Origin of the sequence: Aeromonas sp. 159, assembly GCF_963862045.1 — a bacterium.
Taxonomy (GTDB): Bacteria; Pseudomonadota; Gammaproteobacteria; order Enterobacterales; family Aeromonadaceae; genus Aeromonas; species Aeromonas veronii.
Genome location: NZ_CAWLMI010000010.1, coordinates 1 through 12,156, shown reverse-complemented (window position 1 = coordinate 12,156; position 12,156 = coordinate 1). Strand labels below are relative to the sequence as shown.

The 12,156-nt window shown below is 58.5% G+C and carries 10 protein-coding genes; 7 read left to right on the top strand and 3 right to left on the bottom strand.

Features of this window, described 5'->3' with window-relative positions:
* Positions 1 to 60 precede the first annotated feature (60 nt).
* Positions 61 to 1,020 carry an ADP-glyceromanno-heptose 6-epimerase gene (gene rfaD / locus AACR14_RS02350; protein ID WP_019444989.1) on the bottom strand — a complete coding sequence of 320 codons (960 nt, stop codon included), beginning with the start codon at positions 1,018 to 1,020 and terminating at the stop codon, positions 61 to 63.
* A 158-nt stretch (positions 1,021 to 1,178) separates the two neighbouring features.
* On the opposite strand from rfaD, the gene AACR14_RS02345 reads away from it, so the two are divergent.
* From AACR14_RS02345 to AACR14_RS02325, 5 genes are all read left to right on the top strand, one after another.
* Positions 1,179 to 1,823 (top strand): TetR/AcrR family transcriptional regulator, encoded by a 645-nt coding sequence (locus tag AACR14_RS02345; protein ID WP_005340848.1) that lies wholly within the window; start codon positions 1,179 to 1,181, stop codon positions 1,821 to 1,823.
* Positions 1,824 to 1,938: 115 nt separating this feature from the next.
* Positions 1,939 to 3,129 carry a glycine C-acetyltransferase gene (locus AACR14_RS02340; protein ID WP_005342487.1) on the top strand — a complete coding sequence of 397 codons (1,191 nt, stop codon included), beginning with the start codon at positions 1,939 to 1,941 and terminating at the stop codon, positions 3,127 to 3,129.
* Between the two features lie 55 nt (positions 3,130 to 3,184).
* Positions 3,185 to 4,213, top strand: coding sequence for an L-threonine 3-dehydrogenase (gene tdh / locus AACR14_RS02335; protein WP_019444988.1), 1,029 nt, complete (start codon positions 3,185 to 3,187; stop codon positions 4,211 to 4,213).
* A 197-nt stretch (positions 4,214 to 4,410) separates the two neighbouring features.
* Positions 4,411 to 4,866, top strand: coding sequence for a c-type cytochrome (locus AACR14_RS02330; RefSeq protein ID WP_019444987.1), 456 nt, complete (start codon positions 4,411 to 4,413; stop codon positions 4,864 to 4,866).
* A gap of 84 nt (positions 4,867 to 4,950) precedes the next feature.
* On the top strand, positions 4,951 to 7,227 hold the full coding sequence (locus AACR14_RS02325) for a putative bifunctional diguanylate cyclase/phosphodiesterase (protein WP_019444986.1): 2,277 nt from the start codon (positions 4,951 to 4,953) through the stop codon (positions 7,225 to 7,227).
* A 2-nt stretch (positions 7,228 to 7,229) separates the two neighbouring features.
* On the opposite strand, the gene rep is transcribed toward AACR14_RS02325, so the two are convergent.
* A complete protein-coding gene (gene rep, locus AACR14_RS02320) occupies positions 7,230 to 9,242 on the bottom strand; it encodes a DNA helicase Rep (protein ID WP_019444985.1) in 2,013 nt (670 codons plus the stop codon).
* Between the two features lie 181 nt (positions 9,243 to 9,423).
* Here rep and AACR14_RS02315 point away from each other — a divergent pair, with 181 nt between their 5' ends.
* Both AACR14_RS02315 and AACR14_RS02310 read left to right on the top strand, forming a co-directional pair.
* On the top strand, positions 9,424 to 10,644 hold the full coding sequence (locus tag AACR14_RS02315; protein WP_019444984.1) for an aminotransferase class V-fold PLP-dependent enzyme: 1,221 nt from the start codon (positions 9,424 to 9,426) through the stop codon (positions 10,642 to 10,644).
* Positions 10,645 to 10,657: 13 nt separating this feature from the next.
* Positions 10,658 to 11,092: a SufE family protein gene (locus tag AACR14_RS02310; protein ID WP_019444983.1), complete on the top strand. Its 435-nt coding sequence runs from the start codon at positions 10,658 to 10,660 to the stop codon at positions 11,090 to 11,092.
* A 21-nt stretch (positions 11,093 to 11,113) separates the two neighbouring features.
* On the opposite strand, the gene tcdA is transcribed toward AACR14_RS02310, so the two are convergent.
* A complete protein-coding gene (gene tcdA, locus AACR14_RS02305) occupies positions 11,114 to 11,950 on the bottom strand; it encodes a tRNA cyclic N6-threonylcarbamoyladenosine(37) synthase TcdA (protein ID WP_026034885.1) in 837 nt (278 codons plus the stop codon).
* Positions 11,951 to 12,156: the final 206 nt, after the last annotated feature.

The following is a 12,156-nucleotide window of genomic DNA, read 5'->3' as shown; positions in this document are numbered from 1 at the left end:
ACCACATAGGAAATAATGAAAAAGCCGCCTCATTGGCGGCCATTCCGCAAAAGCGAATAATCAGGCCCGGTTGAGCCAGGTCATGTAATCCGCTACCCCTTCGGCAACGGTTTTGAACTCGGCGTCATAACCCACGCTGCGCAGCTTGGTCATATCAGCCTGGGTGAAGCTCTGGTAGCGGCCCTTGAGGTGATCTGGGAAGGGAATGTACTCAATGGCTCCCTTCTGATGATGCTTGATCACTGCTTCGGCCACGTTCTGGAACGGCTCGGCACGGCCGGTACCGCAGTTGAAGATGCCGGAGTGTTGCGGGTTCTGCCAGAACCAGAGGTTTACCTTGCAGACGTCATCGATATAGATGAAGTCACGCATCTGGCCACCGTTCGGGAAGCCATCGCAACCTTCGAACAGCTTGGGATTCTCGCCCTTCTTCACCTGGGTATTGAGGTGGAAGGCGACGGAAGCCATGGAGCCTTTGTGCTGCTCGCGCGGGCCGTAGACGTTGAAGTACTTGAGGCCGACGACCTGAGAGTTGATCTCCGGCATCCAGCGGCGCACGTACTGGTCAAACAGCTGCTTGGAGTAGCCGTAGACGTTGAGCGGCTGTTCGAACTTGGGATCTTCGATGAAGTTGTCGTTGCGGCCACCGTAGGTCGCGGCAGAAGAGGCGTAAATGAACGGGATTTCACGCTCGATGCAGTAGTGGAACAGATCCTTGGAGTACTCGTAGTTGACCTCCATGATGAACTTGCCGTTCCACTCGGTGGTAGCAGAGCAGGCGCCTTCGTGGAAGATCACCTCGATGCCGTTGTCCCACTCTTCAAACTCGTCACCGGAGACGATGCGCGCCTGAAACTCGTCTTTGTCCATGTAGTCAGCGATGGTCAGATCGACCAGGTTGACGAACTTGGTGCCGTCGGTCAGGTCATCAATGACCACGATATCGGTCCGTCCTTGAGCGTTCAGCTGCTTGACCAGATTGCTGCCGATAAAGCCAGCACCGCCAGTTACTACGATCATGGAGTTTGCCTCTCGTACGTTGATGGCTACATGTGACTGCTTGTTAAAGCTGTGTATAGTGAGCCAATTTGAAATTGCCGAAAAGTTTATCACGGGCCGTCCGGGGATTCGACCTTGTTCAAAACTGCCCCGAGCGGAACCTGTTGGAGGAATGAGTGATGAAAACCAGAGACAGGATCATTCACAGCGCGACCGAGCTGTTCAACGATCAGGGTGAACGCAACATCACCACCAACCATATTGCGGCGCACATGGGTATCAGCCCGGGCAACCTCTACTACCACTTCCGCAATAAAGAAGACATCATCCACTCCATCTTCGACCAGTATGCCCGTCACCTGAGCGAGAGCTTCGTGCCGACCCGCAACCGTGAAATCACTCTGCAGGATCTGATGGGCTATCTCGATGCCATCTTCTATCTGATGTGGCAGTTCCGCTTCTTCTACGCCAACCTGCCGGACATCCTGAGCCGTGACGAACCGCTGCAACAGAAGTACCTCAAGGCCCAGGAGCAGATGCGCTCCTCCGTGGTCGCCCTGCTCAGGAGTCTGCGCGAAGGGGGCATCATAGATGTCAGCGATGAAGACCTGCCAGATCTGGGCCAGACCATCAAGATGGTGGTGACCTGCTGGATCCCGTTCCAGATTGCCCAGGCCCCCAACACCCGCATCACCAAACCGCTGCTCTATCAGGGCGTGTTGAAGGTGCTGTTCCTGCTGCGCCCCTATGTGCAACCCCAGGTTGCCGGACAGATCCAGCAGCTGGAACAGCACTACCGCCAGCTGGCCCAACCAGCTGGGTGAGATCTGTTTCACATTTGTTGAATATCAGCACAATCATTTGAATTTACCGCAACAGATTGCAGTAAAATGTCGCCCTCTGTTGATACGCAGCTGAAATAGCCACTAAGGATCGAGGATGTCTAACGGATTCTATCGTCACCTGACCGAGCAACTGAACCAGGTGCAAGCTGAAGGGTTGTACAAGCAGGAGCGCATCATCACCTCCGCCCAGCAGGCCAGCATCGCCGTCGGCGGTGAGCAGGTACTGAACTTCTGTGCCAACAACTATCTTGGGCTGGCCAACCACCCGGATCTGATCGCTGCCGCCCATCAGGGACTCGACAGCCACGGCTTCGGCATGGCCTCGGTGCGCTTCATCTGTGGCACCCAGGATCAGCACAAAGCGCTGGAGCAGAAGATGTCTGCCTTCCTCGGCACCGAAGATACCATCCTCTACTCCTCCTGTTTCGATGCCAATGGCGGTCTGTTCGAGACCCTGTTCGGCGCCGAGGATGCCATCATCTCCGATGCCCTCAACCACGCCTCCATCATCGACGGCGTGCGGCTGTGCAAGGCCAAGCGTTATCGCTACGCCAACAACGACATGGCCGAGCTGGAAGCCCAGCTCAAGCAGGCTGACGCCGATGGCGCCCGCTTCAAGCTAATCGCCACCGACGGTGTCTTCTCCATGGATGGCGTCATCGCCGACCTCAAATCCATCTGCGATCTGGCAGACAAATACGATGCGCTGGTGATGGTGGATGACTCCCACGCCGTCGGCTTTATCGGCGAAAACGGTCGTGGCACCCACGAATATTGCGGCGTGATGGATCGGGTCGACATCATCACCGGCACCTTGGGCAAGGCGCTCGGCGGCGCATCCGGCGGCTATACCTCCGGCAAGAAAGAGGTGATCGACTGGCTGCGTCAGCGCTCCCGCCCTTACCTCTTCTCCAACTCGCTGGCCCCCTCCATCGTTGCCGCCACCATCAAGGTGATCGACATGCTGGCCGAGGGTCATGACCTGCGCGCCCGCCTGAAAGAGAACAGCCGTTACTTCCGCGAGCGGATGAGCGCCGCCGGTTTCACCTTGGCAGGCGCCGACCACGCCATCATTCCGGTGATGCTGGGGGATGCCAAACTGGCCTCCGAAATGGCAAGCCGCATGCTGGCAGCTGGCATCTATGTGGTGGGCTTCTCCTTCCCGGTCGTGCCCAAGGGTCAGGCGCGTATTCGCACCCAGATGTCTGCCGCTCACACCCGCGAGCAGTTGGACAAGGCGATCGACGCCTTCATCCGCATCGGCCGTGAACTCGGCGTTATCTGATTTGAATCAAGGGGCTGCAGCCCCTTTTTTCTGCATTCATATTGAAGGAACAGCCATGAAAGCACTCTCCAAACTGCACAAAGAGGTCGGCATCTGGATGACGGACGTACCGGCCCCCGAGCTCGGCCACAACGACCTGCTGATCAAGATCCGCAAAACCGCCATCTGCGGCACCGATATCCACATCTACAACTGGGACGAGTGGTCCCAGAAGACCATTCCGGTACCCATGGTGGTCGGCCACGAATATGTTGGGGAAGTCGTCGCCATCGGTCAGGAGGTGCGGGGCTTCGCCATCGGCGATCGGGTCTCCGGCGAAGGGCACATCACCTGCGGTCACTGCCGCAACTGCCGCGCCGGGCGCACCCATCTCTGCCGCAACACCATTGGCGTTGGCGTCAACCGCCCGGGCGCCTTTGCCGAGTATCTGGTGATCCCCGCCTTCAACGCCTTCAAGCTGCCGGACAACATCCCGGACGAGCTAGCCGCCATCTTCGACCCCTTTGGCAATGCGGTGCACACAGCCCTCTCCTTCGATCTGGTGGGCGAGGATGTGCTCATCACAGGTGCTGGCCCTATCGGCATCATGGCTGCCGCAGTCTGCCGCCATGTGGGTGCGCGCCACGTGGTGATCACCGACGTCAATGAATACCGACTGGAGCTGGCCCGCAAGATGGGCGCCACCCGCGCGGTCAACGTCAGCAAAGAGAAGCTGGCCGACGTGATGAGCGAGCTGGGCATGACCGAAGGGTTCGACGTGGGGCTGGAGATGTCTGGCGTCCCAAGCGCCTTTCAGGAGATGCTCGACAAGATGAACCACGGCGGCAAGATCGCCATGCTCGGCATCCCCCCCTCCACCATGGCCATCGACTGGAACAAGGTGATCTTCAAGGGGCTGTTTATCAAAGGGATCTATGGCCGCGAGATGTTCGAGACCTGGTACAAGATGGCCAGCCTGATCCAGTCCGGGCTGGATCTCTCCCCCATCATCACCCACAGATTCCACATCGACGAGTTCCAGCAGGGATTCGATGTGATGCGCTCCGGCCACTCCGGCAAGGTGATATTGAGCTGGGACAAATAACCCATTTCACCCTTTGGGTACCCGAAACCCGGCAAAGGCCGGGTTTCTTTTTATCTCCACCGCCCGAATTGCCGTGATATCACCCAAAACTTTGTACGCAGAGTGTTTAACACTTCACACACAAGCGTTTAAATGGCTGTAACTATTCGGTTATAATCCCGTCGTTTACATGGATAATAAAAGACTGCTGGGAGTATATGAGCGTGTTGAAAAAACTGAGCTATTTGCTGGCTGTCGGGATGACGGCCGCCAGCTTGTCTGGGGCAGTGCTTGCTGCCGATGAGATGTCACCGGAAGCCATTGCCGAGCGGATCAAACCAATCGGTCAGGTCTATACCGCCAAGGATCTGGAAGGTATTGCCGGCGCGAGTGCTGCTCCGGCGGCGGCCGCCTCTTCCGGTCCCCGCGATGGCGAAACGGTATACAAGGGCGCCTGCTTTGCCTGTCACGACACCGGCGCCGCCGGTGCCCCCAAACGGGGTGACAAGGCAGCCTGGGATCCTCGCATCGCCCAGGGCATTGATACTCTCAAGAAACATGCCATTGAAGGCTTTACCGGCAAGTCCGGCATGATGCCTCCGCGCGGCACCTGTGCGAACTGTAGTGATGAAGAGATTGAAAACGCCATCCACTACATGATCGACAAGCTGTAAGTATTTGAAAGGGCCGCAATTGCGGCCCTTTCAATCTATCGGCTTCCGACTACTCTTGTAAGGTAGACATATCGGGAGTTGCACATGTCGGCCCAATCCATCGAACCCCACTACTCAACTCCTCTGTTGGCGTTGGTCTCTGCCATTATGGACTTCCCAGCGCCACAAACCGCCACGTCTGACGATTACGATGCCCTGATCCAGCAGATTGACCAACTCTGCCCGCTGCAACATTTCGGCATGCTGGGCCTCTCCGATACCGGTCTGAACTGGCTTTACGCCTACAAGGTCAGCGACATCTTCAAGCAACAGCTGGGCCGGGAGCAGTCCCGCATCACCGATCAGCTCACCCAGCTGGATGAGGCCGAAGGGTGGTGCGTCTTCCCCATCGAGCATGGCCAGATACAGTGGTTGCTGGCGCGTGGCACCCCCGCCGACCTGCCGACCCTGCGTCTGCTGCTGGAGTGTCTGGCCAAACGGCTGACCGAAACCCAGGCGGGATCCCATCTCACCGAGCTGCCTTCGCCGCTGATCCGCAAAGACCCGAACTGGAAAAAGAAAATCGAGAGCATCAGCCGCATCATGCGGCTCGCCAATACCCTGCCGGCTCAGGCGCTCTTCTCCCAGCTGGAAGCGGTACTGCGCCAGATGCTCACCATCGAGGACATGCTGCTGGTCAGGCTAACCAGTCAGAAGCTGGAAAAGATCTACCCTGCCCATCCCCATCAGGGAGACGAGTTCATCAGCGGCTTGTGCCACAGCACCAGCAATATCGAGGTGAGCAGGGAGTCACGCTACTGGCACAGCATGCCGCTGCGGCTGCAACAACAGTACTTCGCCCACTTCATCATCAGCACGGCTCAACCGCTGGAGACCGACGACAAGCTGTTTCTAGACTTCCTGCGTGGCCAGCTCACCCTGCTGCTGGAGCTGAGACGGATCCGCCAGCAGCTCAACGACATCAATACCGAAGACTCCATCAACCAGCGGCTGCAACAGCTGCGTCAGACCAACCTCAGGCTGCAAAAGCAGCTCAAGCAGCATCAGGAGCTGGAACGGCGGCTGCAATTCGATGCGCTTCACGACCCGCTGACCCAGCTGCCCAACCGCGCGCTGTTGATGAACCACCTCAACCACGCCATGACCCACTACAACCGTTACAAGTCGCCGGGATTCGCGGTGATTTTTATCGATGTGGATCACTTCAAGCAGATCAATGACACCCTGGGCCACAGCGCTGGCGATCAGCTGCTCAAGGAGGTGAGCCGCCGCCTGCAAACCTGCATCCGGCAAAACGATCTGGTGGCCAGACTGGGGGGCGATGAGTTTGTCATCTATCTGGACAGCAGCAAGAGCGACGATGACATCAGCCCGGTGCTCAACCGCATTATCAGCCGCCTCTCCTACCCGTTCCGGCTACTCGGCAACGAGTTGAGCATTACCGTCAGCCTTGGGGTATCGAGCGTCTCCGAGCAAACCTCAGATATCAGCCAGCTGCTCCATCAGGCCGATCTGGCCATGTATCAGGCCAAACGCAATGGCCGCAGCCGCATCGTCAGCTACTCGGATGATTGCATCAACCAGAACTGGAATTCGCCGGAAGAGATGCTGGCCAGAGCCCTGCGGGAGGGGCGTATCGTCCCCTACTTCCAGCCGGTGATCCGGCTGCAGGATAGCCGCCTGACCGGACTGGAGGTGATGGCGCGCTGGCTGACCGAGGAGGGGATTCTGAAGGATGCGTTCGACTTTATTCCGCTGGCAGAGCAGTGCGGTCTGATACTGGAGCTGGATTACCAGATCCTGCGCCACACCTGTCAGCAACTGAAGAACTGGCTGCCAATCTCCGGGCAGAGCAAGTTCAAGGTCGCCATCAATCTGTCGGGCAAACATCTGGTCAACCATGACCACATCATGCGCCTAATGGGAATTATCGAAGAGGAAGGGGTCGCCCCCGGCTATCTGATTTTTGAATTCAACGAGCGGGAGCTGTCGCGGCAAGATTCCGATGCGCTGGCATCCCTGCATGACCTGAGGGCCAAGGGTATCCAGATCAGCCTCGATGATTTCGGTACCGGCTTCTCCTCCCTCAACGCCCTGTTCCACTTCCCGGTGGATTACATCAAAGTGGATGACAGCTTTACCCAGAGGATGCTGCAATCGCCCAAAGATTTGGCGCTGATCCGCGCCATGCGGGATATCTGTCAGGATCTCGATTACACCCTGGTCGTCGAGGGGATCGAGAACCAGCAGCAGTTGCAGAAGCTCATCGATATTGGCTGCCGGATGGGGCAAGGGCGCTATATCTCTCCGCCCATGCCGGGAGCAGATATAGTGCCGCTACTGACCCCGGCCAATCCTTAGGGTTAATCCTTCTTGAACAACGCCCGCAGGTTGGCAACACCGACCTGCCCCTTCTGCTGGCGCTCCTCGGCAGTCACCTTCTTCTGGTTTTCCCATTCAAGGTCATCCTGCGGCAGCTCCAGCAGGAAGCGGCTCGGTTCTGGCCGTACCGACTCGCCAAACTGGCGCCGCTCCTTGCAGAGGGTAAAGGTTAGTTCGGTCTGGGCCCGAGTGATGCCCACGTAAGCGAGACGCCTCTCCTCCTCCACGTTGTCCTCGTCTATGCTGGTCTGGTGAGGCAGCAAGCCCTCCTCCATCCCCACCATGTAGACATAGGGGAACTCCAGCCCCTTGGAGGCATGCAGCGTCATCAACTGCACCTGATCGGCATCATCCTCCCCTTCGTTGCGCTCCATCATGTCGCGCAGGGTGAGGCGAGTGACCACCTGAGCCAGCGTCATCGACTCCTCCAGCTCATCCCCTTCCAGCATCTCGGTGATCCAGCGATAGAGGGTGGAGACGTTCTGCATCCGCATCTCGGCCGCTTTCGGGCTGGGGGAGGTCTCGTAGAGCCACTCTTCGTAGTGGATCTCCTTGATCATGTCCCGCACCGCCTCCACCGGATTGCCGCGCAGCGCCTGATCGCCAAGGCGAACCAGCCAGTTGGTGAAGGCCTGTAATGCAGTGAGGCCACGGCCGGATAGGTGCTGCTCCAGCCCCAGCTCGAAGCTGGCGGCAAACAGACTCTTGCCGCGCTGGTTGGCATACTGACCCAGTTTTTCGAGGGTGGTGGGGCCAATCTCGCGGCGCGGCAGGTTGACCACCCTCAGGAAGGCGGTGTCCTCATCCGGATTCACCAGCAGCTTGAGGTAGGCCATGATGTCCTTGATCTCGGTGCGGGAGAAAAACGAGGTACCGCCGGAGATACGATAAGGAATCCGGTTGGTCATCAGCGCCTTCTCGAAGATGCGCGACTGATGGTTGCCCCGATAGAGGATGGCGTAATCCTTGAACCGGGTGCGGTTCATAAACTTGTGTCCCATCATTTCGGCAGCGATCCGCTCCGCTTCGTGCTCCTCGTTCTTGGCGAACAGCACCTTGAGCTTCACCCCTTCATCCAACTCGGAGAAGAGCGCCTTGTCATAGACATGCGGGTTGTTGGCGATCAGGATGTTGGCGCACTTGAGGATCCGCCGCTTGGAGCGGTAGTTCTGCTCCAGCTTGATCAGCTTGAGGCTGGGGAAATCCTCGCTCAGCAGCACCAGATTCTGCGGCTTGGCACCGCGCCAGGAGTAGATGGACTGGTCATCATCCCCTACCACGGTAAAACGGGCCCGCTCGCCGACGATCTGCTTCACCAGCTCGTACTGGCTGGTGTTGGTGTCTTGGTACTCATCGACCAGCAGATAGCGGATCTTGTTCTGCCAGCGCTCGCGCACCTCCTGATTGCTCTTAAGCAGCAGGGTCGGCATCACGATGAGGTCGTCAAAATCCAGCGCGTTATAGGCCACCATCTGGCGGTGATAACGCTCATAGAGCTGGGCCATCAACACCTCGTCCGGCCCGCGAGCAATACGCATGGCGCGGGCGGGCAGGATCAGATCGTTCTTCCAGTTGGAGATTTGGCTGATAAGGGCCGAGAGCTTGTCCTTGTCGTTGTCGAGCTCGTCTTCAGTCAATTCTTTCAGCAGCGCCAGCTGGTCGGTGTCATCGAACAGGGAGAAGTTCGCCTTGAGATTCAGGCTCTTGTGCTCACGACGAATGATATCGAGACCCAGTGTATGGAAGGTGGAGACCATCAGCCCCCGCGCCTCCTTGCGACCCAAAGTCTGGCCGACCCGCTCTTTCATCTCCCGCGCCGCCTTGTTGGTAAAGGTGACGGCGGCGATATTGCGCGCACTGTAGCCGCACTGCTGCACCAGATAGGCAATCTTGTTGGTGATGACGCGGGTCTTGCCCGATCCGGCACCCGCCAGCACCAGGCAAGGGCCGGAAACATACTTGACCGCTTCGTTCTGATTGGGGTTGAGCTTCATGGGCCGGATCTCTTGGCTTATGATGAGGGGCGGCATTGTACCAGAAATCACCCGACGAGCCGTACCTGCTGCACGGCAGGCAACCGCTCATCGGGCTTATCGCGCCTTGTGTTCGGGCGCTATTTTCAGGATCATGGCCGACCTTTCGAGATGATGACTTTTTCCAGATGATGAGGGGAGCATGAATCAGCAACAGCACGACCAGCTGCGCAGCCAGTTTCCGGCCTTAGCGCAGGAGGTAAACGGCCACCCTCTGGTCTATCTGGACAACGCCGCCACCACCCAGAAGCCTCAAACGGTACTGGATGCCATCGTTCACTACTATGGGGCCGACAACGCCAACGTGCACCGCGCCGCCCATGCTCTGAGTGGCCGCGCTACCCGCGCCTTTGAGGCTGCCCGCGAGACGGTCGCCCGCTTTATCAATGCACCCCGCAGCCACGAGGTGATCTGGACCCGCGGCACCACAGAGGCGATCAATCTGGTGGCCCAGAGCTGGGGGGTGAGCGAGCTCAAAGCGGGGGACGAGATCATCCTCAGCACGCTGGAGCACCACGCCAACATCGTCCCGTGGCAGCTGGTCGCCCAACGCACAGGAGCGGTGATCCGGGTCATCCCCCTCGATGAACGGGGCGCTCTCGATCTGGCCGCCTATCACGCCATGCTGGGGCCACGTACCCGGCTGGTGAGCGTAGCCCACGTCTCCAATGCCCTCGGTACCGTCAATCCGGTCGACCGGATAGTAGCAGTTGCCAAAGCAGTGGGTGCCGTGACCCTGCTCGATGGCGCTCAGGCGGTGGCTCATCTCGAGGTGGATGTGCAGGCCATCGGTTGCGACTTCTACGCCTTCTCCGGTCACAAGCTCTATGGCCCGACCGGCATCGGTGTGTTGTGGGGCCGCACCGAACTACTGGAGCGGATGCCGCCCTGGCAAGCCGGTGGCGAGATGATCGATCGGGTCAGTTTCAGCGGCACCACCTTCAATACCCTGCCCTTCAAGTTCGAGGCGGGCACCCCCCATATCGCTGGCGCTATCGGCCTCGCCGCCGCCATCGACTTTGTGATGGCGCAAGACCGGCAATGGCTCGCCAAGCATGAGCAGGCACTGACCGACTATCTGGTCGCTGGTCTACAACAGGTGCCGGGGCTGCGCCTAATCGGCGAACCCGACCAGCGCGCTGGTGCGGTCTCGTTCCTGCTGGAGGATATCCACCCGCAAGATGCCGCTACCCTGCTCGACATGCAGGGGATCGCCCTGCGAGTCGGCCATCACTGCGCCATGCCGCTGATGGAGTCGCTCGGTATCGGTGGCACCATGCGCGCCTCGCTGGCCTGCTACAACAATCGGGATGATGTCGACGCCCTGCTGGCCGCCCTGCACAAACTCAGTGACTTCTTCTAAGGCAGACAACCGAATGAGTGACATCGCAAGCTATACCCAGATTGGCCTTGAGCCCAACGCCGACACCATCCGCCAGCAGTTTGCCGCCGCTCACGGCTGGGAGAACCAGTACCGGCTCATCATCCAGCTCGGCAAGCAGTTGCCGGTGCTACCCGGCGAATGGCAGCAAGAAGAATTCCGCCTCAAGGGTTGTGAAAGCCAGGCCTGGTTGAAGGGAGAACAAAGCGAGGATGGCTGCTGGCACTTTGCCTGTGATTCCGATGCCCGCATCGTGCGGGGCCTTATCGTCATCGTGCTGGCGGCGCTCAACCACCAATCGTCTGTGGCGATCCAGGCATTTGATATGGAAGGGTATTTCACCGAACTGGGACTTGAAAAACACTTGAGCCCGTCACGAGGTAACGGGCTCAGAGCGATCGTACTGGCGATCCGGGAACAAGCGGTCTAAGCCGCCTTGTTCAGTGGTCGATTAGGCTTCGCCAATCGACCCTGCATCTTCATTCCCTGCCTTTTTCTCGGCTCGGGCGCCCCGCTCGGCAATCTTCTTCAATACCCGGGACGCGGCAACCAGCCCGAAGGTTGCCGTAACCGGCGTCACAGCGCCAAAGCCGGAGGCGCAATCCATCTTCATGGTGCCATCGCTGGCTGCCTTGGCCTGACAAGTGCCACCATTGCCATCCGGATAGCTCAGCTGCTCGGTTGAGAAGACACACTCCACCCCGAATTTGCGCGCCGGATTCTTGCTGAAGTTGTGCAAGCGGCGCAGGTCGGAGCGCACCTTGGCAGCGAGCGGATCTTGAATGGTCTTGGCCAGATCCGCCACAGTGATCTGGGTCGGATCCATCTGCCCGCCGGCACCACCCGCCACAATCACCGGGATTTTGTTGCGCTTGCAGAAGGCAATCAGCGCCACCTTGGCCTTGACCGAGTCGATGGCATCCACCACATAGTCAAACTCCCGCTTGATATGCTCGGCCAGATTATCGGCGGTGACGAAATCATCTACCTCGATCACTTTGCAATCCGGATTGATGGCGCGAATACGCTCGGCCATCACCTCGGTCTTGAGGCGACCAACCGTCCCCTGCATGGCGTGGATCTGGCGATTGGTGTTGGTGATGCAGATATCATCCATGTCGATCAGGGTGATCTGGTTGATACCGGCACGGGCCAGCGCCTCCGCCGCCCAGGAGCCAACGCCACCGATCCCCACCACACAGACCTTGGCCTGGCTAAAGGAACGCAAGGCGTTCTGACCATAAAGACGGGCAATGCCCCCGAATCGCTGTAGATACTCTTCTTTCATACCACCACCTTGCTTGAGGGCGGCCATTATAGCGGCAACCAGAGCCAGCGGCGATGGCATAACCGGAGAAAATAGGGGAGGAAAAACAGGGAAAACGGCAGAGAAGAGAGAATAAAAGGTCAATTTTCAGACTATTTGCTGAATTACACGCAATAAAAAACCCCGCTCGATGAGCGGGGTTTTTAAATTGGGTGCCTGGCAGTGTC